This window comes from Amnibacterium kyonggiense, assembly GCF_004364555.1.
GTDB classification, from domain to species: domain Bacteria; phylum Actinomycetota; class Actinomycetes; order Actinomycetales; family Microbacteriaceae; genus Amnibacterium; species Amnibacterium kyonggiense.
The window spans coordinates 743,332-767,470 of the sequence record NZ_SOAM01000002.1 but is presented as its reverse complement, the minus strand read 5'-3'; the positions used below and the strand labels follow the sequence as shown (position 1 = coordinate 767,470).

At 73.1% G+C, this 24,139-nt stretch carries 24 protein-coding genes; 20 read left to right on the top strand and 4 right to left on the bottom strand.

All coding sequences use genetic code 11. The annotated features are described in order from the left end of the window. Positions 1 to 4 precede the first annotated feature (4 nt). The 6 genes from ruvA (at position 5) to CLV52_RS11955 (ending at position 7,361) form a co-directional block, all read left to right on the top strand. Complete coding sequence (ruvA, locus tag CLV52_RS11980) at positions 5 to 607, top strand: Holliday junction branch migration protein RuvA (protein WP_133766556.1); 603 nt, start codon at positions 5 to 7, stop codon at positions 605 to 607. Further along, entirely contained in the window at positions 604 to 1,629 is a 1,026-nt protein-coding gene (gene ruvB / locus CLV52_RS11975; protein ID WP_133766555.1) for a Holliday junction branch migration DNA helicase RuvB, read from the top strand. Before ruvA ends, ruvB begins: the two co-directional genes overlap by 4 nt. 118 nt (positions 1,630 to 1,747) lie before the next feature. Then, positions 1,748 to 2,173, top strand: a complete 426-nt coding sequence (gene yajC / locus CLV52_RS11970; protein WP_133766554.1) for a preprotein translocase subunit YajC — start codon at positions 1,748 to 1,750, stop codon at positions 2,171 to 2,173. Between the two features lie 103 nt (positions 2,174 to 2,276). Beyond that, entirely contained in the window at positions 2,277 to 3,989 is a 1,713-nt protein-coding gene (gene secD, locus CLV52_RS11965; protein WP_133766553.1) for a protein translocase subunit SecD, read from the top strand. Beyond that, entirely contained in the window at positions 3,989 to 5,047 is a 1,059-nt protein-coding gene (gene secF / locus CLV52_RS11960; protein WP_133766552.1) for a protein translocase subunit SecF, read from the top strand. The genes secD and secF overlap by 1 nt, the downstream gene beginning before the upstream one ends. 55 nt (positions 5,048 to 5,102) lie before the next feature. After that, on the top strand, positions 5,103 to 7,361 hold the full coding sequence (locus CLV52_RS11955) for a RelA/SpoT family protein (RefSeq protein WP_133766551.1): 2,259 nt from the start codon (positions 5,103 to 5,105) through the stop codon (positions 7,359 to 7,361). Between the two features lie 73 nt (positions 7,362 to 7,434). On the opposite strand, the gene CLV52_RS11950 is transcribed toward CLV52_RS11955, so the two are convergent. The 3 genes from CLV52_RS11950 to CLV52_RS19080 all read right to left on the bottom strand — a co-directional run bounded on the left by CLV52_RS11950 (position 7,435) and on the right by CLV52_RS19080 (position 10,190). After that, entirely contained in the window at positions 7,435 to 7,971 is a 537-nt protein-coding gene (locus tag CLV52_RS11950) for a hypothetical protein (RefSeq protein WP_133766550.1), read from the bottom strand. Between the two features lie 99 nt (positions 7,972 to 8,070). Then, entirely contained in the window at positions 8,071 to 9,300 is a 1,230-nt protein-coding gene (locus CLV52_RS11945; protein ID WP_425455697.1) for a DUF349 domain-containing protein, read from the bottom strand. Between the two features lie 89 nt (positions 9,301 to 9,389). Continuing rightward, positions 9,390 to 10,190, bottom strand: coding sequence for a peptidylprolyl isomerase (locus tag CLV52_RS19080; protein ID WP_133766549.1), 801 nt, complete (start codon positions 10,188 to 10,190; stop codon positions 9,390 to 9,392). A 110-nt stretch (positions 10,191 to 10,300) separates the two neighbouring features. On the opposite strand from CLV52_RS19080, the gene CLV52_RS11935 reads away from it, so the two are divergent. From CLV52_RS11935 to nusB, 14 genes are all read left to right on the top strand, one after another. Further along, entirely contained in the window at positions 10,301 to 11,716 is a 1,416-nt protein-coding gene (locus CLV52_RS11935; protein ID WP_133766548.1) for a replication-associated recombination protein A, read from the top strand. Positions 11,717 to 12,066: 350 nt separating this feature from the next. Beyond that, positions 12,067 to 12,696 (top strand): 30S ribosomal protein S4, encoded by a 630-nt coding sequence (rpsD, locus tag CLV52_RS11930; RefSeq protein WP_133766547.1) that lies wholly within the window; start codon positions 12,067 to 12,069, stop codon positions 12,694 to 12,696. Between the two features lie 138 nt (positions 12,697 to 12,834). After that, the gene (locus CLV52_RS18450) at positions 12,835 to 13,011 is read left to right on the top strand and encodes a hypothetical protein (RefSeq protein ID WP_162850831.1); all 177 of its coding nucleotides are present in this window, start codon (positions 12,835 to 12,837) and stop codon (positions 13,009 to 13,011) included. Then, entirely contained in the window at positions 13,008 to 15,665 is a 2,658-nt protein-coding gene (gene alaS / locus CLV52_RS11925) for an alanine--tRNA ligase (protein WP_133766546.1), read from the top strand. Before CLV52_RS18450 ends, alaS begins: the two co-directional genes overlap by 4 nt. 26 nt (positions 15,666 to 15,691) lie before the next feature. Continuing rightward, on the top strand, positions 15,692 to 16,159 hold the full coding sequence (gene ruvX / locus CLV52_RS11920; protein WP_133766545.1) for a Holliday junction resolvase RuvX: 468 nt from the start codon (positions 15,692 to 15,694) through the stop codon (positions 16,157 to 16,159). A gap of 46 nt (positions 16,160 to 16,205) precedes the next feature. Continuing rightward, the gene (gene mltG / locus CLV52_RS11915) at positions 16,206 to 17,345 is read left to right on the top strand and encodes an endolytic transglycosylase MltG (protein ID WP_162850830.1); all 1,140 of its coding nucleotides are present in this window, start codon (positions 16,206 to 16,208) and stop codon (positions 17,343 to 17,345) included. Further along, a complete protein-coding gene (locus CLV52_RS11910; RefSeq protein ID WP_133766543.1) occupies positions 17,342 to 18,139 on the top strand; it encodes a shikimate dehydrogenase in 798 nt (265 codons plus the stop codon). The genes mltG and CLV52_RS11910 overlap by 4 nt, the downstream gene beginning before the upstream one ends. Positions 18,140 to 18,213: 74 nt before the next feature. Then, a complete protein-coding gene (aroC, locus tag CLV52_RS11905; protein WP_133766542.1) occupies positions 18,214 to 19,416 on the top strand; it encodes a chorismate synthase in 1,203 nt (400 codons plus the stop codon). A gap of 29 nt (positions 19,417 to 19,445) precedes the next feature. Then, positions 19,446 to 19,916: a shikimate kinase gene (locus CLV52_RS11900; RefSeq protein WP_133766813.1), complete on the top strand. Its 471-nt coding sequence runs from the start codon at positions 19,446 to 19,448 to the stop codon at positions 19,914 to 19,916. Beyond that, positions 19,913 to 20,986 carry a 3-dehydroquinate synthase gene (gene aroB, locus CLV52_RS11895; protein ID WP_133766541.1) on the top strand — a complete coding sequence of 358 codons (1,074 nt, stop codon included), beginning with the start codon at positions 19,913 to 19,915 and terminating at the stop codon, positions 20,984 to 20,986. The genes CLV52_RS11900 and aroB overlap by 4 nt, the downstream gene beginning before the upstream one ends. Before the next feature lie 36 nt (positions 20,987 to 21,022). Then, entirely contained in the window at positions 21,023 to 21,997 is a 975-nt protein-coding gene (locus tag CLV52_RS11890; RefSeq protein ID WP_133766540.1) for a cation diffusion facilitator family transporter, read from the top strand. A 9-nt stretch (positions 21,998 to 22,006) separates the two neighbouring features. Beyond that, positions 22,007 to 22,450, top strand: coding sequence for a type II 3-dehydroquinate dehydratase (locus CLV52_RS11885; protein WP_133766539.1), 444 nt, complete (start codon positions 22,007 to 22,009; stop codon positions 22,448 to 22,450). Positions 22,451 to 22,526: 76 nt separating this feature from the next. Further along, entirely contained in the window at positions 22,527 to 23,087 is a 561-nt protein-coding gene (gene efp, locus CLV52_RS11880; protein ID WP_133766538.1) for an elongation factor P, read from the top strand. A gap of 2 nt (positions 23,088 to 23,089) precedes the next feature. After that, positions 23,090 to 23,509: a transcription antitermination factor NusB gene (gene nusB, locus CLV52_RS11875; protein ID WP_133766537.1), complete on the top strand. Its 420-nt coding sequence runs from the start codon at positions 23,090 to 23,092 to the stop codon at positions 23,507 to 23,509. A gap of 3 nt (positions 23,510 to 23,512) precedes the next feature. On the opposite strand, the gene CLV52_RS11870 is transcribed toward nusB, so the two are convergent. Further along, a complete protein-coding gene (locus CLV52_RS11870; RefSeq protein WP_133766536.1) occupies positions 23,513 to 24,115 on the bottom strand; it encodes a hypothetical protein in 603 nt (200 codons plus the stop codon). Between the last annotated feature and the right edge of the window lie 24 nt (positions 24,116 to 24,139).

Here is a 24,139-nt window from a genome sequence, read left to right as displayed (position 1 = left end):
CCGCATGATCGCCTCGCTCCGTGGGACCGTGCTGCAGGCGCTCGGGACCGTGCTCGTCGTCGACGTCCACGGCGTCGGGTACGCCGTGACGGTCACGCCCGAGCACGCGCTCGCCGTCCGCTCCGGCGAGGAGGTGCTCGTGCACACGGCGATGGTCGTGCGCGAGGACGACATGTCCCTCTTCGGCTTCCAGGACCGGGAGCGGCTCGAGGTGTTCGACCTGCTCCGCGGCGTCACCGGGGTCGGTCCGAAGTCCGCGATGGGCGTCCTCGCCGCGCTGAGCCCGGAGGAGATCGCCGCCGCGGTCGCGAACGACGACGACGCCGCCTTCCGCCGGGTCTCCGGCATCGGCCCGAAGACGGCGAAGCTCATCGTCGTCTCGCTGACCGGCAAGCTCATCGCGATCCCGAGCGCGGCGCCCGCCACGCGACGCTCCGGCGCCGTCCGCGGCGCGGACGTCCTGGTGGCGCTGGTCGGCCTCGGCTATCAGGAGCGGGCCGCGCAGGCCGCACTCGACGAGGTGCTCGCCGACCGGCCGGACGAGCGGCAGACCTCCGTGCTCCTCCGCGCCGCCCTCGCGCAGCTCGGGCCGCAGGCGGTCCGGTGAGCGCCGTCGACCCCGTCCCGCAGTCCGAGGCCGAGCTCGCCTTCGAGGGCGCCCTGCGGCCGCGGACGCTCACGGAGTTCGTCGGGCAGGCGAACGTCCGCAAGCAGCTGCAGGTCCTGCTGCAGGCGGCGGCGATGCAGAACCGCACCCCGGACCACATCCTGCTCGCCGGCCCGCCCGGGCTCGGCAAGACGACCCTCGCGATGATCGTCGCGGAGGAGTCGAACCGGCCGCTCCGCATGTCGAGCGGCCCTGCGATCCAGCACGCGGGCGACCTCGCGGCGGTGCTCTCCTCGTTGACGCCCGGCGAGGTGCTCTTCATCGACGAGATCCACCGCATGGCACGGAGCGCCGAAGAGATGCTCTACCTCGCGATGGAGGACTTCCGGATCGACATCATGGTCGGGAAGGGGGCGGGCGCGACCTCCATCCCGCTCGACCTCGCGCCGTTCACGCTCGTCGGCGCGACGACGCGCTCCGGCCTGCTGCCGAACCCGCTCCGCGACCGGTTCGGGTTCACCGCCAACCTCGAGTTCTACGCCACGCACGAGCTCGAGCAGGTGCTGCTGCGCGCCGCGACGATGCTCGGCCTCGAGGTGCGGCCGCCGGCGCTGCGGGAGATCGCGAGCCGCAGCCGCGGCACCCCGCGCATCGCGAACCGCCTGCTGCGGCGCGTGCGCGACTGGGCTCTCGTCCACGGCGGCATCGCGGACGACGACGCGGTGCAGGCGGCCCTCGCGCTCTACGACGTCGACCAGGACGGCCTGGACCGCCTCGACCGCGCCGTGCTCGACGCGATCATCGACCGCTTCGACGGCGGCCCGGTCGGTCTCAGCACCCTGTCGGCCAGCGTGGGGGAGGAGCAGGACACGATCGCCTCGGTCGTGGAGCCCTTCCTCGTCCGGATGGGTCTGCTGTCGCGGACGCCCCGCGGCCGGGTCGCGACGGCCGCCGCATGGCGGCGCACCGGCAAGGCGCCGAAGGCCCCCGGAGCGCAGGCCCTGTGGGACGAGCCGGTATGATGCCGCGCTGAGCACCGGGCGGGGACGCACCCCGTCGCGGCGCCGCGCAGGACCGCCGCGGACGGCGGCGACAGGCCGGCCCGTGCATCGCCGGCCGACCTCATCGAAAGGCTTCCGCATGGATCCGAACACCGCACAGCTGCTCTTCTTCGGCGTGATCATCGTGATCGTCGTCGGTCTCATGTTCCGCAACGGCCGCAAGCGCCAGCGCGACGCCGCCTCGATGACCTCGGGGCTCAAGCCGGGCGCCGAGATCATGACCGCCTCCGGCATCTTCGGCACCGTCGTCTCGGTCGACGAGGCGGAGAACCGCATCACCCTGCAGACCGGCCCGACCTCCGAGATCACGGTCCACCGCCAGGCGATCAGCCGCATCGTGACCCCGGTCGCCGAGGACGGCACCGAGCTGAACGGCGCGCCCGTCGTGCTGGACGACGCGGCCGCGGACCCGGCGTTCGGGGAGCGCGTCGAGCTCGCCAAGACCGACGACGACGACGCGACGCGACCCACCGGCGGCACCGCATCGAAGGCGCAGGGCGAGTAGCCCGTACCATGGCCCGGCCCGCTCCCCCTGAGGGGAGCGGTGCCGCGCGCCCGCGGATCCCGATCCGCGGCGCCCTCCGAACGCCCCGACCCGAAAGGTCTCCGTGCCGAGCACCGTGACTCCGAAGCGCCACGCCCGGCGTGCGCTCACCGGCCTCGTCGTGATCATCCTGCTCGGCCTCGGGCTGAACTCGATCGGCGTGTTCACCTCGACCGCGAGCACCTTCGCCGGCAAGGCGGAGTCGCTGCTCCCGAAGCTCGGCCTCGACCTCGCCGGCGGGACGCAGATCATCCTGGCCGCGACGACGGAGAACGGCGGGAACCCGACCGCGGACCAGCTCTCGCAGTCCGTCGCGATCATCCGCCAGCGCGCCGCCGCCGGCGGCAGCCCCGACGCGCAGATCTCGACGCAGGGCGGCCGGTTCATCAACGTGTCGCTGCCGGGCACGCCCTCGCAGGCGACGATCAACAGCGTCCGCGAGGCCGCCCGCATGGACTTCCGGCCGGTGCTGCTCACGGACGCCGCGGCGACCGCCTCCGCGGGGACGGGCGACAAGCCCTACACGCCGCCGGCGTCGCTGGGGAACACCCCGAGCGCGAAGCCGACGAACGGCAGCGACCTGTCGCAGGTCACGCCGTACCTGCAGAACGAGTTCGACAACTACCGGTGCGCGGCGGAGAACAAGCCGGCGCAGGTGAAGGCGTCGGTGCCGCTCGTCACCTGTGACAACACGAACACGCAGAAGTTCCTCCTCGGCCCCGTGGAGGTGCCGGGCACGGGCATCTCCGGCGCGACCGCAGGGCTGCAGACGACGAGCCAGGGCGCTACGACGGGCACCTGGGTCGTGAACCTGACGTTCAACAGCACCGGCACGCAGCAGTTCGCGAAGATCTCGGAACGGCTCGTCGGGCTGCAACCGCCGCAGAACCAGTTCGCGATCCTGCTCGACGGCAAGGTCATCTCCGCGCCGACGATGAACGCGGCGATCACGAACGGCAAGGCGGAGATCTCCGGCAGCTTCACCGAGGACAGCTCCAAGGAGCTCGCCTCGCAGCTGAAGTTCGGCGCGCTGCCGGTGAACTTCACGGTGCAGAGCCAGAACACGATCTCGGCGACGCTCGGCTCGTCCCAGCTCCTCGCGGGGCTGATCGCGGGCCTGATCGGCCTGATCCTCGTGTTCGTCTACGCGGTGTTCCAGTACCGCCTGCTCGCATCCGTGGTCCTCGCGAGCCTCGGCATCGGCGCGGTGCTCACCTTCATCGTCCTCGACTTCCTGTCGTGGCGGGAGGGGTACCGGCTGTCGCTCGCCGGCGTGACGGGCATCATCGTGTCGATCGGCATCACCGCCGACTCGTTCATCGTCTACTTCGAGCGCATCCGCGACGAGCTCCGGGAGGGGCGCAGCCTCGAGGGCGCGGTCGAGACGGGGTGGCGCCGCGCGCGGCGCACCGTCCTCGCCTCCGACGCCGTGAACCTGCTCGCGGCCGGTGTGCTCTTCGTGCTCGCGGTCGGGGACGTGCAGGGCTTCGCCCTCACGCTCGGCCTGTCGACGCTCATCGACGTGCTCGTGGTGGTCCTGTTCACCCACCCGATGCTGCAGCTGCTGGCGCGGCGGCCGTTCTTCGCGGAGGGGCACGCCTTCTCCGGGCTGGATCCGCGCGCGCTCGGCGCGGTCTACCGCGGTCGCGGGCAGTTCCGCGCGCCGTTGGCCGCCGGGGGCCGCGAAGGACGCTCGGTCGGGGAGGCGCAGCGGCGCCAGACGATCGCCGAGCGCAAGGCCGCCGATCTCGGCGCCGACACGAAGGGACGCAGCTGATGGCCGGCGGACTCACCAGCTTCGGCAACGACCTCTACACCGGTGCGCGGTCGATCGACTTCATCAAGCGGCGCCGGGTCTGGTACGTCGTCTCCGGGGTCGCCGTCGTCCTCGCGCTCGTGCTGCCGCTGCTCGTCCTCCCGGCCTTCGGGCACGGGTTCCGGTTCGGCATCGAGTTCACGGGCGGGTCGCAGTTCACCGTCAACGGCTCGACCAAGGACATCCAGAACACGAACCTCGCGAAAGCTGCCGTGCAGTCGGTGACCGGCACCGAGGTCGAGCCCGGCGTGGCCGTCGTCGGGACGAACGGCGTGCGCGTCCAGACGACGCAGCTCGACACCGACGGGTCGACGACCCGGAGCGACCGGGTCGCCGCCGCGCTGGGGAAGGCGTACGACGTCCCGGTCCCGGGGAACGCCACGCGCGGTGTCTCGTCGTCCTTCGTCGGCCCGACGTGGGGCCAGGACATCTCCGCGGGGGCGATCCGCGGCCTCATCATCTTCCTGGTGCTCGTCGCCATCGTGATGGCGGTCTACTTCCGCACGTGGAAGATGTCGGTGGCCGGCATCGTCTCGCTCGTCCACGACCTGATCATCACCGCGGGCGTCTACGGCATCGTCGGATTCGAGATCACGCCGGCGGCGGTGATCGGGTTCCTCACGATCCTCGGGTACTCGCTCTACGACACCGTCGTCGTGTTCGACAAGATCCGCGAGAACACCTCGCAGCTGAGCGACCGCTCGACCCGGACGTTCGCGGAGACGGTGAACCTCGCGGTGAACCAGACCCTGGTGCGCTCGATCAACACGTCGATCGTCGGTCTGCTGCCGATCGCGTCGATCCTGTTCATCGGGACGACGCTGCTCGGCGCCGGCACCCTGCGTGACATCTCGCTCGCGCTGTTCATCGGCATCATCGTCGGCACCTACTCGACGATCTTCGTGGCGGCGCCGCTCTACACCGACCTCCGTTCGACGGAGCCGGCGATCAAGCTGCAGACGCGGCGCGTCCTGGATGCGCGCCGCAACCAGGCCGTCGAGGCCCCGGTCCGCGCCTGACCGGGAAGTCCGCGATGCGGCCGGGTGTTAGCCTCCACGGACCGGGAGGTGGGGTGTGACGGAGACTCGGGACGCTGCGCCGACCACCGCGTCGCTGCGCCGTCGCGTGCCGCGGCTCTTCTCCCGGGCGCAGCCGGTCGACGCGGTCGACGTCCTGCTCCGCACGGTCCGGCAGCACCACCCCAAGGCGGACACCGCCATCGTCGAGCGCGCCTACGCCACCGCCGAGCGCGCCCACCGAGGGCAGAAGCGCAAGAGCGGCGAGCCGTACATCACGCACCCGGTCGCGGTCTCGCAGATCCTCGCCGAGCTCGGCATCGGCCCCCGCGGCATCGCGGCCGCCCTGCTCCACGACACCGTCGAGGACACCGACTACACGCTCGACGAGCTGCGCGCCGACTTCGGCGACGAGGTCGCGCTGCTCGTCGACGGCGTCACGAAGCTCGACAAGCTGAAGTACGGCGACTCCGCGCAGGCGGAGACCGTCCGCAAGATGGTCATCGCGATGTCGAAGGACCTCCGGGTCCTCATCATCAAGCTCGCCGACCGCCTGCACAACGCGCGGACCTGGGGCTTCGTGCCCGCGGAGAGCGCGCAGCGGAAGGCGAAGGAGACCCTCGAGATCTACGCGCCGCTGGCGCACCGGCTCGGCATCCAGGCCATCAAGCTCGAGCTCGAGGACCTGTCGTTCGCGGTCCTGTACCCGAAGCTGTACCTCGAGATCGAGTCGCTCGTCCGCCGGCGCACGCCGCTGCGGGAGGAGTTCGTCGCCCAGGTCATCGACCAGGTGACGGAGGACCTGAAGTCCGCTCGCATCAAGGGCAAGGTCGTCGGCCGGCCGAAGCAGTACTACTCGATCTACCAGAAGATGATCGTCCGCGGTCGCGAGTTCGACGAGATCTACGACCTCACCGGCATCCGGGTGCTCGTCGACTCCGTGCGGGACTGCTACGCCGTGCTCGGCTCGATCCACGCGCGCTGGACGCCGGTGCCGGGGCGCTTCAAGGACTACATCGCGACGCCGAAGTTCAACCTGTACCAGTCGCTGCACACGACCGTGCTGGGGCCGGAGGGCCGCCCGGTCGAGATCCAGATCCGCACGCACGAGATGCACCAGCGGGCCGAGTTCGGCGTCGCCGCGCACTGGAAGTACAAGGAGCAGGTCGCCGGCCGGTCCACCGGGCCGATGACGACCGGTGACGAGGACATGGCGTGGCTCGCGCACCTCTCCGACTGGGAGAGCGAGACCGCCGACCCGCAGGAGTTCCTCGAGGGCCTGCGCTTCGAGATCGGGGCGAAGGAGGTCTACGTCTTCACCCCGAAGGGGAAGGTCATCGGCCTGCCCTCCGGTGCGACCCCGGTCGACTTCGCCTACGCGGTGCACACCGACGTCGGCCACCGCACGATGGGGGCGAAGGTGAACGGGCGGCTCGTGCCGCTCGAGTCGCAGCTCGCCTCCGGCGACGTCGTCGAGGTCTTCACCTCGAAGAACCCGGACTCCGGCCCGAGCAAGGACTGGCTGCAGTTCGTGCGCAGCCCGCGGGCGCGCACGAAGATCCGGCAGTGGTTCACCAAGGAGCGCCGCGATGAGGCGATCGAGCAGGGCAAGGACGCGATCGCCCGGGCGATGCGGAAGCAGAACCTGCCGCTCCAGAAGCTGATGAGCCAGGACGTGCTCGTCGGGATCGCCACCTCGATGCGCTACGAGGACGTGTCGGCGCTGTACGCCGCGGTCGGCGAGGGCCACGTGTCCACCCAGTCGATCATCGAGCGCGTCCTCGCGCAGGTGCAGGACACGCAGGAGTCGGAGGAGCCCGAGTTCGAGGCGCCGACGACGGGTCGCCAGCGTGCGATCCGGTCGAGCGACTCCGGCGTCCTCGTCCGCGGGGCGCCCGACATCCTCGTCAAGCTCGCCAAGTGCTGCACCCCGGTGCCGGGCGACGAGATCCTCGGGTTCGTCACCCGCGGCTCCGGCGTCTCGGTCCACCGCGCCGACTGCAACAACATCGCGGCCCTCAAGCAGGAGCCGGAGCGGATGGTCGAGGTCGAGTGGGCCCCGACGTCGAAGAGCGTCTTCCTCGTGCAGATCCAGGTCGAGGCGCTGGACCGCTCCGGCCTGCTCTCCGACGTGACGCGGGTGCTGTCGGAGCACCACGTGAACATCCTCTCCGCGACGGTGTCCACGTCCTCGGACCGCCTGGCGCTCAGCCGCTTCGTGTTCGAGATGGGCGACACCACGCACCTCGACCGCGTGCTGAACGCGGTGCGCCGCATCGAGGCCGTCTACGACGTCTACCGGGTCTCCGCCGGCTGACGCCTCCCGCCTCGGTGGACGAGCCGGGCGCTCCGCGCCCGTGTCGAGACCGCCCGACCAGCGGGGGAGGCCGTCAGACCGGGAGGGCGGCGAGGCGCTCGATCGCGCGCTCCTTGTTCGGGCACCGGATGTGCAGCTGCGCGAGCGCGGCGGCGATCGGTGGCGTCAGCTCCGCGAGGCGCAGCAGCGCGGTGGCGACCTCGTCCCCGGCGCCCTCCGGTTCGAGCCGGACGAGGTCGAACGCCGTCCGGAGCGGCGTCGTCACGAGCACCCCGCCGAGCCGGACGGTGTCGTCGGGCCGGAAGCGGACCTCCCGCGGCGGCCGGATCGGCATCGAGCGACGCCCGGTGCGCAGCAGGTCGACCGCGAGCGTCAGCGGGTCCGGCAGTGCGGGGACCACGCCGTGCACCCACGCCGCGCCCCGCAGCTCGACCACCAGGTCGTACCGCGCGGTGGCCGGCGCGAGCGAGGCGGCGCGCACGGCAGGCCCGACGGGCACGCCGAGCGGCACATCGGTGAGACCGAGCGGGACGCTGTCCCCGTCGAGGCGCAGCACGGACCGCTCGGCGGGGGAGAGCAGGTCGAGGTCGAGCACGGGGGAGGCGGGCACGACGACGAGTGTCGTCCGGTCACGCCGGGGATCATCGAGCGCGACCGCCTCCTGTGGAGAACCGGCCGTGTGGAGGAGCCGTCGGGCGCCTCCGCTGCGTCAGCCGATGGCGTCGAGCCAGATGCGGCGGGCGTTCAGCGCGTCCTCCGCGTCCTTGATGCGCTTCGCGTCCCCGCTCGCCTTCGCGTCGGTCAGCTCGGTCTCGAGCTTCGCGATCGCCGCGGTGAGCTGCGACGCGAGGCCCTCCGAGCGGGCCTTCGTCTCCGGGTTCGTGCGACGCCAGTGCTCCTGCTCGAGGGACGCGACGTGCTGCTCGACCTTCCGGAGTCGGTCCTCCACGTGACGGACCTGGTCGCGCGGGACCCGGCCGGCGGCGTCCCACCGGCGCTGGATGGAGGTGAGCCGGCTGCGGGCGGACTGCGCGTCCGTCGCGGTCAGGAGCGGCTCGGCCTCCTCGAGCAGCGCGAGCTTCACCTCGAGGTTGCCGCCGTACTCGGCGTCCTGCTCCGCCTGGACCTGCGCCTTGGCGGAGTAGAGCGCGTCACCGGCGGCGCGGAACCGCGCCCACAGGGCGTCGTCGACGCGCTTGCCGGCCCGGCCCGCCTGCTTCCACTCGTCGAGGAGGGACCGGTAGGCGCCGATGGCGTCGCCGTTCGAGCCGTCCAGCGCCTCGGCGCGGGCGACGATGCGCTCCTTCTGCTCGCGCGCGGCGCCCTGCGTGGCGTCGAGCTCCGCGAAGTACGCGCGGCGCTGGGAGTCGATGGTGGACCGCGCATCGCGGAAGCGCTTCCAGAGGTCGTTCGCCTCGCTCTTGGGCAGCCGGGCACCGCTGCGCTGCGCCTCCTGCCACCGCGCGAAGAGGGCGTCGACGGCTTGGCCGGTCGCCTTCCACTGCACGGTCGCGGGGTCGCGGGCCGCGAGCGCCTCGATCTCCTCGACGATCGCGACGCGGTCGGCCCGGGCCTGCTCGACCTCCGCCTTGTGCTCCTCGGAGCGCTGCGCGGTGAGGTCCTCGACGGTGCCGGACAGGGCCGCGACGCGATTGCGGAGGGCCTGCAGGTCACCGACGGCGGCGGGAGCCGTGAGCGTCTCGGCGAGCCGGTGCACGGCCTTCGCGACCTCGGCGGGCGGGGCGCCGCGCCGGGCGCGCTGCTCGAGCAGCGCGACCTGGCTCGCCAGGTCCTGGTACTTCCGCTCGTAGTAGGCGATCGCCTCCGCCGGCTCGGCGTCGGGGTACTCGCCCACCTGCCGCTCGTCGTCGCCGTCGCGGACGAACACGGCACCGTGCTCGTCGACGCGGCCCCAGGGGTGCGTGGAGGCCTCGGCCACCTCGGCCGCCGACCCGGTCTCGGGAGTGGTCACTGCGCTCACCTCGGTGCCAGAGGCTACTGCACCGCGCTCCGGGTCGACGGTGCCGTTCACTTGACCGCGATCACACCGAGCGTCGTCGCCACCTTCGGCTTCCCGTCGGTGGAGCCGTCGGCGGTCCCCTTGCTGGTGATCGCCGACCTCAGCGCGGCGAGGCCGCCGGTGACCTCGCCGAACACGGTGTAGCCGGGTGCCGGCAGCTCGCTGTCCTTGTAGACGATGAAGAACTGGCTGCCCTGGCTGTCCTCCGCGGTGCCGCGGGCCATGGCGATGGTGCCCGCCGGGTAGACCCCGTACTTCGTGCCGTCCTTCGTGACGGTGCTCTTCGGCACGTTCTCGAGCGGGCCGAAGGTGTAGCCGGGGCCGCCGCTGCCGTCGCCGGCGGGGTCGCCGCACTGGAGGACGTAGATGCCGGCGGTCGTGAGCCGGTGGCAGGAGAGGCCGGAGTAGAAGCCGGTCGCGGCGAGGTCGATGAAGTTCGCGGTGGCCTGCGGCGCCCGCTTCCCGTCGAGCGTGATCGACAGCTTCGTCGTGTTGACCGTCATGGACCCCTTCCAGGTCCGGTCCTCCGAGATCGACTTCGACGGCAGGGTCCGCGTCGGCTCCGGCGTCGCGCTCGGGCTCGTCGATGCGGACGCCGACGGTTTCGCGGCGCCGGGCCCCGCGGTGAAGAAGCCGACCTGCGCGGTGGTCGCGAGAGCGACCACGACGACGAAGACGACCGCGGCGACGACGTCGTCGCGGCGCCGACGGCGGCCGCGGAGCTCGTGGATCTGCTGCCGGACGGCGTAGGACCGGGCGCGCCGACGCGCCTCCCGCTCAGCCCTGTCCCGGCCGCTCGGCTTCGCCACGCACGTCTCCCTCCGCGCCCGGTGGCCCGGGCGACACGATCGTAGGAGAGGGCGGCGACGGGCGCCGAGCGCGCCGCGGGCTGTCGTCGGCGATGCATAGGGTGACGGCCATGGAGGTGCGCACCGCCCTGCGGCAGGGTCCCGTGCCGCTCGCGGTGCGGATGCGCCCGACGTCGCTCGACGACGTCGCGGGCCAGGCGCACCTGCTGCGGCCCGGGTCGCCGCTCCGCCGGCTCGCCTCGCCGGACGGGACGAGCGGCGCGGTCTCGGTGATCCTGTGGGGGCCGCCCGGCACCGGCAAGACGACTCTCGCGCAGGCGGTCGCCCACAGCTCGGGGCGCCGCTTCGTCGAGCTGTCCGCCGTCACGGCCGGTGTCCGGGACGTCCGCGGCGTCATGGAGAAGGCGCGCGAGCAGGCGGACCTGTACGGCGTCTCGACCGTCCTCTTCCTCGACGAGATCCACCGGTTCTCGAAGGCGCAGCAGGACGCGCTGCTGCCCGGGGTCGAGAACGGCTGGGTGACGCTCATCGCCGCGACGACGGAGAACCCGTCCTTCTCGGTGATCGCGCCCCTGCTCTCCCGGTCGCTGCTGCTGACGCTGCAGCCGCTGACCGAGGAGGACCTCGGGGTGCTCGTCGACCGGGCACTGGCGGATCCGCGCGGGCTGGCCGGCCGCTTCCGACTCGCGCCCGAGGCGCGGGCCGCGCTCGTCCGCCTCGCGTCCGGCGACGCCCGGCGGGCGCTCACCGCGCTCGAGGCGTCCGCGACCCTCGCGGAGCCGCCCGGCGACGAGGAGGCGGACGGCGACGAGGCGGACGACGGCGAGGTCGACGACGACTCGACCGACCGCGAAGAGGCGGCCGCGGCGGAGCCGCCGTTGATCACGGAGGAGCTCGTGGCGACCGCCGTCGATCGCGCGCTGCTCCGGTACGACCGCGACGGCGACGAGCACTACGACGTCATCAGCGCGTTCATCAAGTCGGTGCGCGGCAGCGACGTCGACGCGGCCGTGCACTACCTCGCCCGGATGATCGAGGCGGGGGAGGACCCGCGGTTCATCGCACGCCGCATCATCGTGCTGGCCGCGGAGGACATCGGCATGGCGGACCCGCAGGCGCTGCCGCTCGCGATCGCGGCGGCCGACGCGGTGCAGTTCATCGGCATGCCGGAGGGCCGCATCCCGCTCGCCGAGGCGGTCGTCTACCTCGCGCTGGCGCCGAAGTCGAACGCCTCCTACCTCGCCATCGACGCGGCGCTCGCCGACGTGCGCGCCGGCCGCATCGGACGCGTCCCGATGCACCTCCGCGACGCGCACTACCCGGGCGCCAAGCGGCTCGGCCACGGCAAGGGGTACCGCTACGCGCACGACGGCGAGCACGGCGTCGTCGAGCAGCAGTACCCGCCCGACGAGCTGGTCGGCCGCGACTACTACCTGCCCACCGGCAACGGCTTCGAGCGGGACACGGCCGGCCGCGTGGAGCGCCTGCGCAAGCGCGTCCGCGGGATCGAGCCCGACGGCGCCTGAGCGACGGCGCCTGACGACGAGCGGGCGACGGCGTCGAGCCGCCTCCGCGGCTCTGGGCGTCGCCTCCGGCAGCATCGGTCGGTTCCGGCAGCCGGATCGGCCCGCTGCCGCTGTCGGAACCGACGGGGAGTGCCGGAAGCGACGGGCCCGGACGGCGATCCGCGGCGGGTGGCGTCCTGCTATCCTTGTCGGCGGCCTGGAGCGGGCCCGATCGTCGTGCGGCTGCGACGGCGGGACCGCGAGGGGGCACGAGCCTGTAGCCGGCTGGTCCCCGCACGCCGATCCCTCGCGATGACTTCCGTCCGCGCCCGTGCGCGCGGTCGGCCCATTCCGAACTCTGAAGGAACCGCATGTCCACGAAAGCCCGCACCCGCGGCAAGGTCAAGCTCTCCCGCGCCCTCGGCATCCCACTGACGCCGAAGGCCGCCCGCTACCTCGAGAAGCGCCCCTACGCGCCGGGCGAGCACGGTCGCAGCAAGCGCAAGGCCGACAGCGACTACGCCGTCCGGCTGCGCGAGAAGCAGCGTCTGCGCGCCCAGTACGGCCTGCGCGAGAAGCAGCTCCGCATCGTCTTCAACGAGGCGCGCCGCGCTCAGGGTCTGACCGGTGAGAACCTGGTCGAGCTGCTCGAGATGCGCCTCGACGCGCTCGTGCTCCGCGCCGGCTTCGCCCGCACCACGGCGCAGGCCCGCCAGGCCGTCGTGCACCGCCACATCCTCGTGGACGGCAAGCTCGTCGACCGCCCCTCCTTCCGCGTGAAGCCGGGCCAGGTCATCCACGTCAAGGGCAAGAGCGAGCAGCTCGAGCCGTTCCAGGTCGCGGCCGCCGGCGGTCACGTCGACGTGCTCCCGAAGACCCCGGGCTATCTCGAGGTCGAGCTCGACAAGCTGCAGGCCACGCTGGCCCGCCGCCCGAAGCGCGCCGAGGTGCCGGTCACCGCGGACGTCCAGCTCGTCGTCGAGTACTACGCCGCGCGCTGATCCGCCGGTCCGTCCGAAGCGCTCGTCCCGCATCGCGGGGCGGGCGCTTCGTCGTCGCGCGCTCAGGTCCCGTCGAGCCCCGGCCGCCGGGCGCCGCGGACCGGCCCGGTAGGCTCGGACGCTGATCTTGGAGGAGCCATGGGCAAGGTGCTCGTCTTTCTCGTCGGCCTGTTCGCAGGCGCGGCGCTCGCTCACGTCGCATCGCGGACGCCGACCGGCGCCCGGGTGTTCGCCGTCGTGAACGGCGTGGCGGACGAGTTCGCCGCCGCCGTCTCCGACTCGTACCGCGCCCGCCTGGCGGAGGGGAACTCGTGAAGACCGCGGAGATCCGACGCCGCTACCTCCAGTTCTTCGCCGACCGCGGGCACACGGTGGTGCCGAGCGCCTCGCTCGTCTCGCCGGACCCGTCGCTGCTCTTCACGGTCGCGGGCATGGTCCCGTTCATCCCGTACCTGAACGGCACCGTCCCGGCGCCGTACCCCCGCGCCGTCGACAGCCAGAAGTGCATCCGCACCCTCGACATCGAGGAGGTCGGCCGCACGCCGCGCCACGGCACGTTCTTCCAGATGCTCGGGAACTGGTCGTTCGGCGACTACTTCAAGCGGGACGCCATCACGTGGGCGTGGGAGCTGCTGACGAGCCGCGAGGAGGACGGCGGGCTCGGCTTCGACCCGAAGGACCTCTGGGTCACCGTGTTCCTGGACGACGACGAGGCGGAGTCGATCTGGCGCGACGAGGTCGGCCTGCCGGCCGACCGCATCCAGCGCCTCGGGTACGCGGACAACTACTGGATGACCGGCCAGCCCGGCCCCGCCGGCCCCGACTCCGAGATCTTCTTCGACCGCGGTCCCGCCTACGGCGCGGACGGCGGCCCGGCGACCGGCGACGACCGCTACGTCGAGATCTGGAACCTCGTGTTCATGCAGTACGCGATCACGAACATCCGGTCGAAGGAGGACTTCGACGTCGTCGGCGAGCTGCCGAACAAGAACGTCGACACCGGCATGGGCCTCGAGCGCGTCGCCTTCATCAAGCAGGGCGTCGAGAACATCTACGAGACGGACCAGATCCGCCCCGTGATCGACAAGGCGTCCGAGCTGGCCGGCAAGGCGTACGGGGCGGTGCACGAGGACGACGTGCGCATGCGCGTCGTCAGCGACCACGTCCGCTCCGCGATGATGCTCATGCTCGACGGCGTCACCCCGTCGAACGAGGGCCGCGGCTACGTCCTGCGCCGCCTGCTCCGCCGCTCGGTCCGCGCGATGCGCCTCCTCGGCGTCGACGGCCCGACCTTCGGCGAGCTCTTCCCGGTCTCCCGCGACGCGATGGCCGACGCGTACCCGGAGCTGCTGCCGGAGTTCGGCCGCATCCAGCGCCTCGCGAACGCGGAGGAGGAGAGCTTCCTCCGCACCCTCGTCGGCGGCGAGAACCTGCTCGACACCGCGATCGCGCGCACCCGCGCGGCGGGCGCGAGCGAGGTCGCGGGTGACACCGCGTTCCTCCTCCACGACACGTACGGCTTCCCGATCGACCTCACCCTCGAGGTCGCGGAGGAGGCCGGCCTCACGGTCGACCGCGGCGCGTTCGACCGGCTCATGCAGGAGCAGCGGTCCCGGGCGAAGGCGGACGCGAAGTCGCGCAAGACGGCGCTCGCGGACCTGTCGGTGTACTCGGACTTCCGCGCGAAGGGCGAGACGACCTTCCTCGGCTACACCGACCTCGTCACGGACAGCCGCGTGCTCGGGCTCATCCGCGGCGGCGTCGCGGTGGACCGCATCGCGCTCGGCGACATCGCCGAGGTGATCCTCGCGGAGACGACGCTGTACGCGGAGGCCGGTGGCCAGGACGCGGACCAGGGCGAGATCGTCGGGCCGGGGTACCGGCTCGAGGTGCTCGACGTGCAGCGGCCGGTGGCGGGGCTCATCAGTCACAAGGTCCAGGTCGCCCACGGCGAGGTCGCGGTCGGCGACCCGGCCGAGACGGTCGTCGACCCCGTCTACCGGCGCGGCGCGACGCAGGCGCACTCCGCGACCCACCTCATCCACGCGGCGCTGCGGCAGGTGCTCGGTCCCGACGCGCACCAGGCCGGTTCGTACAACAAGGCCGGCTACATGCGGCTCGACTTCAGCTGGAGCGCGCCGCTCAGCCCGGAGACGCGGAGCGAGGTCGAGGACGTCGCGAACAGCCGCGTGAACGAGGACCTCGAGGTCGTCACGCGCGTCCTGCCGATCGACGAGGCGCGGGCGGCGGGCGCCATGGCCCTGTTCGGCGAGAAGTACGGCGACGTCGTGCGGATGGTCGACATCGGCGGCCCGTGGTCCCGCGAGCTCTGCGGCGGCATCCACGTCGCGCACTCGTCCGAGATCGGGCTGATCAACGTGGTGGGGGAGTCGAGCGTCGGCGCGACGAGCCGCCGCATCGAGTCGCTGGTCGGCCCGGAGGCGTTCAAGCAGTTCGCGACCGAGCGCGCGCTCGTGACCGAGCTCGGCGCGAACCTCCGGGTGCCGCCCGCGCAGATCGTGTCGCGCGTGCAGGACCTCGCGGCGAGCCTCAAGGCGGCGGAGAAGCGGATCGCGGAGTTCGAGCGCCAGGCCCTCGCGACCCGCGTGCCCGCGCTCGCGGCCCAGGCGCGCACGGTCGGCGGCGTCACCGCGGTGCTCGAGCAGGTCGGGGACCTGGCGGCGTCCGACGACCTCCGGAACCTCGTGACCGACGTGCGCGACCGGCTCGGCGCCGCGCCCGCGGTCGTCGCGCTCGCGGCGGCGGTGAACGCCCGTCCGGTCGTCATCGTCGCGACGAACGCGGCGGCCCGCGACGGGGGCGCCAAGGCGGGCGCGCTCGCGAAGCGCGCGGCGACCGCGCTCGGCGGGGGCGGCGGCGGCCGCGACGACGTGGCGCAGGGCGGCGGCACCGACGTCGCGGCGATCGGCGACGCGCTCGACGCGGTGGCGCAGGGGCTCGCCTCCTGAGCCCCTCGGGGCGCACGGAGGATCGCATGCGGCGGGGCGTCCGGCTCGGGGTCGACGTGGGCACGGTCCGCGTCGGCCTCGCGCGGTCGGACCGCGACGGCCTCCTGGCGACGCCGGTCGAGACGGTGCCCCGGAGGGGGCAGGACCTCGAGCCGGTGCTCGCCCGGATCGCGGCGGTCGCCGACGAGCTGGAGGCGATCGAGCTCGTCGTCGGGCTGCCGCTGGCGCTGTCCGGCCGCGACACCGCCTCGACCGCGGACGCGCGCGCGGTCGCGGCGCGGCTCGCGGAGGGGCCGCGCCCGGTCCGCCTCGTCGACGAGCGGCTCACGACCGTCAGCGCCCAGTCCGCGCTGCACGCCTCGGGGCGCAACACGCGGGGCTCGCGGGGCGTGATCGACCAGGTGGCCGCGGTGATACTTTTGCAGCACGCCCTCGATGCCGAGCGCGCCCGAGGCGAGGCGCCCGGCGCGATCGTCGGACCCGAGCGGAAGTAGCCAGGTGGCCCCAGGAGCAGGACCCCAGAACGGGCGCGCGTCGACCGTGGACGAGTTCGACCGGCTGCTGAACCTCCCTCCGGAGGACGACCAGGGCGATCCGCCGCGGCACGGCCGCGAGCGGCCCAAGCGGCGCCGCGTCTGGCCGTGGCTGCTGGCGATCCTCCTCGTGATCCTGCTCGCGATCGGCGGCGCGGGCTGGTGGGCCTACTCGACCTACCCCGACCAGGTGAAGTCGCTCTTCGGGTACAGCAACGACTACACCGGCTCCGGGACGGGCTCGGTGGAGGTCGAGATCAAGCCCGGCCAGTCCGGGTCGGACGTGGCGGACACCCTCGCCGCGAAGGGCGTGACGAAGACGCCGGCGGCGTTCTACAACCTCCTGATCTCCCTCGACGAGGCGCCGCCGCTCGAGCCCGGCACGTACCGGCTCAAGGAGCACATGAGCGCGAAGGCGGCGCTCGCGGCGATCGAGCAGCCGAGCAACCGGGTCGAGTCGACCGTCGCGATCCCGGAGGGCACCACCGCGGCCGGCGTGCTGAAGCTCACGGCCGAAGCGACCGGGAAGACCGTCGCCGAGCTCTCCGCGATCGCGAAGGACTACGCGTCGCTCGGCGTGCCGAAGTCGGCGCCGAACATCGAGGGCTGGCTCTTCCCGGCGACGTACACGTTCCAGCCCGACGTGACCGCCCGCGAGATGCTGCAGGCGATGGTCGACCGGACGAAGAAGGCGCTCGACGACGCCGGCGTCGCTCCCGCGGACCGGCAGAAGACGCTGACCTTCGCCGCGCTCGTGCAGAAGGAGGGCAACGGCACGGAGAGCGGGGACGCCAAGGTCGCCCGGGTGTTCCTCAACCGGCTGAAGCAGGGGATGCTCCTGCAGTCGGACGCGACCGTCAGCTACGGCGCGGGCGGCACGACGGTGGTGCCGACGACGAAGCAGTACGCGAGCGGGAACCGCTACAACACCTACAAGCACAAGGGGCTGCCGGTCGGTCCGATCTCGAACCCGGGGGACGCCGCGATCCAGGCGGTGCTGCACCCGGCGAAGGGCTCGTGGCTGTACTTCGTCACCGTGAACCTGGAGACCGGGAAGACGGTCTACTCGAACACGCTCGCCGAGCACGAGAAGGCGACGCAGGAGTTCGCGGCTTGGCTGAGGGCGCACCCGAGCTACAAGAAGTGACCGCCCGCCTCGCCGTCCTCGGGTCGCCGATCGCCCACTCCCGCTCGCCGCTGCTGCACGCCGCCGCGGCCGAGGTGCTCGGGCTCGAGTGGGACTACGGGCGCATCGAGGCGACCGCGGAGACCCTGCCCGGGATCCTCGACGGCCTCGGCCCCGAGTGGGTCGGCCTGTCGCTCACGATGCCGCTGAAGCGCACGGTGCTGCCGCTCGTCCCGACGCACTCGCCGCTCGTCGACCGCCTCGGGCTCGCGAACACGCTGCGGCTGGGGGAGCGCCCGCACCTCGCGAACACCGACGTCGGCGGCGTCGAGGCCGTGCTGCGGGCCTCCGCCGGCGTCCGCCGCGCGGTCGTGCTCGGCGCGGGCGCGACGGCGGCGAGCGCGCTGGAGGCGCTGGGGAGACTCGGGGTGGCGGAACGCGTCGTCGCGGCGCGGCGCCCCGAGCTCGCCGCGCAGGAGCTCGGCGCGCTCGCGGACGCCGTCGTGCCGCTCCGGGACGCGGACCTCGCCGCCGCGGACCTCGTCGTCTCCACGATCCCGGGGCACGCCGAGGCGGAGGTCCCCATGCCGGCGTCGGTCGCCGGCACGCCGCTGCTCGACGTCGCGTACGACCCGTGGCCCACGCCGCTCGGCGCGCGGTGGACCGCCGCCGGCGGCGTCCTCCTGCACGGCCTCGACATGCTGATCGAGCAGGCCGTCCTGCAGGTGCGGGTCTTCACGGACGCCGACCCGGACGAGCCCCTGCCCCGCGAGGACGAGGTCCGAGCCGCGATGCGGACGGCCGTCGGCCGCTGACCCCACTCCCTCGTTCCGTAGGAGGTGACGTCCTGCAGAACGAAGAGTGCGCGCGGGATGGGAGGATGGTCGCGATGTTGCGCTGGCTGACCGCCGGTGAGTCGCACGGCCCGAGCCTCACCGCCATCCTCGAAGGGCTGCCCGCCGGCGTGCCCGTGACGGGCGACGCGATCCGTCGCGACCTCGCCCGCCGTCGCCTCGGCGTCGGCCGCGGCTCGCGGCAGAAGTTCGAGCAGGACGAGCTCGGCGTCGTCGGCGGCGTCGTCCACGGCCGCACGATCGGCGCGCCCATCGCCCTCACGATCGGCAACACCGAGTGGCCGAAGTGGAGCGAGGTGATGAACGCGGAGGACGTCCCGCTCACCGAGGCCTCCCGCGGTCGCGGCGCACCGCTCACCCGGCCCCGCCCGGGTCACGCCGATCTGACCGGCATGCAGAAGTACGGCTTCGACGAGGCCCGTCCCGTCCTCGAGCGGGCGAGCGCGCGGGAGACCGCGGCCCGGGTCGCGCTCGGCGCGGTCGTGCGCGCGTTCCTCGCGGAGCTCGGCATCGGGGTCGTCAGCCACGTCGTCGCCATCGGTCCCGTCGCGGTGCCCGAGGACGCGCCGGTGCCGCACCCGGCCGACGTCGACCGCATCGACGCGGATGCGGTGCGCTGCGCCGACCCGGCGACGAGCGCCCGCATGGTCGACGAGATCGACGACGCGCACCGCGCCGGCGACACCCTCGGCGGCGTCGTGGAGGTCGTCGTCGAGGGCCTGCCCCCCGGGCTCGGCTCGTACGTGCACGGCGACCGCAAGCTCGACGCCCGCCTCGCGGCGGCGCTCATGGGCATCCAGGCGATCAAGGGCGTGGAGGTCGGCGACGGCTTCCGCACCGCCGCGCGCCGCGGCTCCGCCGCGCACGACGAGCTCGTGCGCGAGCACGGCGCCATCGAGCGGCTCACCGACCGTGCCGGCGGCATCGAGGGCGGCATGAGCACGGGCGGCGTCCTGCGCGTCCGCGCCGCGATGAAGCCGATCTCGACCGTGCCGCGGGCGCTGCGGACCATCGACGTGACGACCGGCGAGGCGGCATCGGCCCACCACCAGCGCTCCGACGTGTGCGCGGTCCCCGCCGCGGGCGTCGTCGCGGAGGCGATGGTCGCCCTCGTCCTCGCGGACGCGGTCGTCGAGAAGTTCGGCGGCGACTCGATCGACGAGACCCGTCGGAACCTCGAGGCCTACCTCGCCGCCATCCCGGAGACGCTGCGCACGTCGTCCGCACCCGTCCGGTGAACGACCGCACCATCGCGCTCATCGGCCCGATGGGAGCGGGGAAGACCTCCGTCGGCCGCCGGGTCGCCAAGCGCCTCGGGCGGCGGTTCGTCGACACGGACGCCGCGATCGCGGTGGAGCACGGCCCGATCCCGGAGCTGTTCGCCTCGCTCGGCGAGCCGGGCTTCCGCGGGATCGAGCGGGAGGTCGTGCAGCGCGAGCTCCGTGCCGGCGGCGTGGTCTCCCTCGGCGGCGGCGCGGTGCTCGACGCGTCGACGCGGGCGGCGCTCGCGGACTGCACCGTCGTGCTGCTGACGGTGTCGGACGCCGCGGTCGCGCAGCGGCTCGCGAGCGACCGCCGCCCGCTGCTGACCGACGGCATCGACTCGTGGCGCCGCATCGCGGCCGAGCGCGAGCCGGTCTACCGCGCGCTCGCGGACGTCGTGGTCGACACCTCGCGGCTCCCGATGACCCGCATCGCGGAGGAGCTCGCCGTCCAGCTGCAGGAGGAGCCCGCATGAGCCCGGTCCGCATCCCCGTCCGCAACGCGGGCGAGTACGACGTCGTGGTCGGCCGCGACCTCGGCGCCGAGATCGACGCGGCCGTCCCCGCCGGCGCGAAGAAGGCGCTGCTGATCCACCAGCCGGTGCAGACGCGGCGGGCGGAGGCGATCCGCGAGCGCCTGGCCGGCCGGGTGGAGGTGCTCCTCGCGGAGGTGCCCGACGCGGAGGACGCGAAGCGCATCGAGGTCGCGGCGTTCTGCTGGGGCATCCTCGGTCAGGCCGAGTTCACCCGGACGGACGCGGTGATCGGGCTCGGCGGGGGCGCCGTGACCGACCTCGCCGGCTTCGTCGCGGCGACGTGGCTGCGCGGGGTGCCGTTCGTCAGCCTGCCCACGAGCGTGCTCGGCATGGTCGACGCGGCCGTCGGCGGCAAGACGGGCATCAACACGACCGAGGGCAAGAACCTCGTCGGCACCTTCACGGCGCCGGTCGCGGTCATCGCGGACCTCGAGGTCCTGGAGACGCTGCCCCGCAACGACCTCCTCTCCGGGTTCGCGGAGGTCGCGAAGTGCGGCTTCATCGTGGACACGACGATCCTCGACCGACTGACCGCGGACGTCGACGCCGCGACCGACCCGGCGTCCCCGGTGTTCGCGGAGCTCGTCGAGCGCGCGATCCGCGTGAAGGCGGAGGTGGTGAGCGAGGACTTCACCGAGTCCGGTCGCCGCGAGATCCTCAACTACGGGCACACGCTCGGGCACGCGATCGAGTACATGGAGCGCTACCGGTGGCGGCACGGCGGTGCGGTCGCGGTCGGCATGGTCTTCGCGGCGGAGCTCGCCCGGCTCGTCGGGCGGCTCGACGACGACGGCGTGCAGCTGCACCGCGAGGTGCTCGAGTCGCTGTCCCTGCCGACCACCTACCCCGCCGGACGCTGGGAGGGGCTGACCACCGCGATGCGGCGCGACAAGAAGTCCCGGGCCGGCATGCTCCGGTTCGTGCTGCTCGACGGGATCGGCCGCACGAGCATCCTCAACGGTCCGGAGGACCACCTCCTCTTCACCGCCTACTCCGAGATCGCGGAGTAGCGGGCGCGTCCAGGAGCCTGCGATCAGAATGATCGCGTGGCGGAGGAGCAGCAGCAGGGCGGATCGTTCCTCACGGTCGTCATCGCCCTCGCGGCGAACGTCCTGATCGCGATCGCGAAGTCCGTGGCGGCGCTGCTCACCACCTCCGCGTCGATGACCGCGGAGGCCGCGCACTCCTGGGCCGACTCCGGCAACGAGGTCCTCCTCCTGATCGCCGAACGTCGTGGACGGCGCGGCCCCGACCGGACGCACCCCTACGGCTACGGCAAGGACGTGTACGTCTGGTCGCTCTTCGCGGCGTTCGGGCTGTTCACGGTCGGCGCGGTCGTCTCGGTGATCCGCGGCATCTCCGAGCTCGCGTCGAACGAGCCGGCCGAGGACCCGCTGGTGGCCTACGTCGTGCTCGCGGTGGCGTTCGTGCTCGAGGGCACGTCCTTCCTCCGGTCGGTGAAGCAGCTGCGGGGCACGGCGGCTCAGGCGGAGCAGGACGTGCTCGAGCACGTGCTCGCGACGTCCGACCCGACGGTCCGGGCGGTGTTCTTCGAGGACGCCGCCGCGCTCATCGGCCTCGTCCTCGCGGCGGCGGGCATCGTGCTGCACGAGGTCACCGGCTCCGCGGTCTGGGACGCGATCGGGTCCATCGCGATCGGCGTGCTCCTCGGGGTCGTCGCCGTGATCCTCATCCAGCTCAACCGGCGCTTCCTGATCGGGCAGTCGCCGTCGCCGCGCGTCATGCGCGCGGTGCTCCGGCTGCTGGCCGAGCAGCGGGACGTCGCGTCCGTGTCCTACCTCCACCTCGAGTACGTCGGTCCCGCCCGTGTCTTCCTCGTCGCCGCGGTCGACCTCGTCGGCGACGCCCCCGAGCACGAGATCGCGGAGCGGCTCGCGGCGCTGGGCCGCGCGGTCGAGCAGGACGAGCACGTCGTCGAGGCCGTGCTGACGCTGAGCCAGCCGGGCGCGCCGGTGCTCCAGGTGCGCGACGAGCCCGTGTCCGCGGAGCTGCCCCGGTAGCGTCGACGCGTGCCCCGCGTGCTCGTGCTGAACGGACCGAACCTCCAGCGCCTCGGCACCCGGGAGCCGGACGTGTACGGCGTCGTGTCGCTGGCCGAGGTCGCGGCCGAGCTGCAGGCCGCGGCGCCGGAGGGCGTCGAGGTCGACCTCCGGCAGACGGACGACGAGGCGGTGCTCGTGGGCTGGCTGCACCAGGCGGCCGACGCGGGGGAGCCGGTCATCCTCAACCCCGCCGCCTTCACGCACTACTCGTACGCGCTGCACGACGCGGTCCGGATCGCCACGGGCGCGGGCCTCCCGGTGGTGGAGGTCCACGTCACGAATCCGGCCGCCCGGGAGGCGTTCCGGCGCGAGTCGGTGGTGTCGCCGGCGGCGACCGGCGTGATCGCCGGGTTCGGCACCGACGGATACCGCCTCGCCCTCGACTGGGTGGCCGGGCGGCTGCCCGGGTAGGATGCCGGGTCGGCCGTTCGGGCCGCCCGCGCCGTCCGGCGCCGGGGCGGCGGGCCGCAGGACCTGGAGGTACCCCATGGCGAGCACCGCGGACATCCGCAACGGCGTCGTCCTCTCGATCGACGGCCAGCTCTGGAACGTCGTCGAGTTCCAGCACGTGAAGCCCGGCAAGGGCGGCGCCTTCGTGCGCACGAAGCTGAAGAACGTCGTCACCGGCAAGGTCGTCGACCGCACCTACAACGCCGGCGCGAAGGTCGACATCGAGAACGTCGACCGCCGCGACTACCAGTTCCTGTACAAGGACGGCGACGACTTCGTCTTCATGGACGGCGAGACCTACGAGCAGCTGCCCATCCCGGCGGCGACGGTCGGCGGCGCCGCCGACTACCTGCTCGAGAACCAGTCCGCGACGATCGCGATCAACAACGGCAACCCGCTCTACGTCGAGCTGCCCGCTTCCGTCGTGCTCGAGGTGACCTACACCGAGCCCGGTCTGCAGGGCGACCGCTCGAGCGCCGGCACGAAGCCCGCGACGCTCGAGACCGGTGCGGAGATCCAGGTGCCGCTGTTCCTCGAGACCGGCACGAAGGTCAAGGTGGACACCCGCACGGGCGACTACCTCGGCCGCGTCTCCTAGTCGTGTCCGCCCGTTCGAAGGCGCGCAAGCGCGCGCTCGACGTGCTGTTCGCGGCGGACGTCCGCGGCGAGACGCCGGAGCAGTCGCTCGAGGCGGAGTCGCTGCGCGCGGCCGCCCGGCCCGAGCGCGCCTCCAGCTGGCCGTACGCCCGCGAGATCGTGCAGGGGTTCATCGATCACGCGGAGGAGATCGACCGCCTGATCGCCGCGAACTCCACCGGCTGGCCGCTCGACCGCATGCCGGCGGTGGACCGCGGGATCCTGCGGATCGCCGTCTGGGAGGCCCGGTACAACCCGGAGGTGCCCGTCGGCGTCGCGATCGACGAGGCCGTCGAGCTCGCCAAGGAGCTCTCGACGGACGACAGCCCGAAGTTCGTGAACGGGCTGCTCACCGCGATCTCGAAGGACGTCGCGACGGCCTGACGGTCAGCCGCGGGGCAGCGCCCCGACGGTGAGCGCCCAGTCCGCGGACCCGCTCGCGGTGACGCGCACGGCGAACCGGCCCTGGAGCTCGAGGCTCGAGCGCCGGATGCCGCCGTTCCGGCCCTCGGCGCACGCGTAGCGGCCGACCGGGTCGTCCGCGATCTGCACCGTGATCGTCCCGGTGCCGCTGCAGTGCAGGGCGACCACGGCGCCGCTGCCACCGGCGTCGAACACGGCGGTGCGGGCCGCGCCGCCGACGAGTTCGCCGATCGGCGTGCCCGGCACCGGCGGGAAGGGCGCGTCGGTCTCGGCGGGCGCCGGCGGTACGGCCTGCCCGCGGGCGACCACGCCGACCGCGACCGCCGCGACGGCGAAGACCGCGACGGCGCCGACGACGAGCAGGGGCCCGGCGATCCGCCGGCGGCGCGCGGGCACGGGAGGCTCCGAGGAGGTCGGCTGCTCGGCGAGGGCCGGCGCCCGCTCGGCCGCGGCCCGGTCCTGCGCGGCGAGGTAGTCCTGGAGGGCCTCCGGCGCGGCACCGGGGCGGTAGAGCGCCGCGCGCTTGGCGGCGAGCTCGCGCTCGTCCGGCTCGTCGTCGATGGCCACGGATGCGATCGTGCCGCAGCCGGG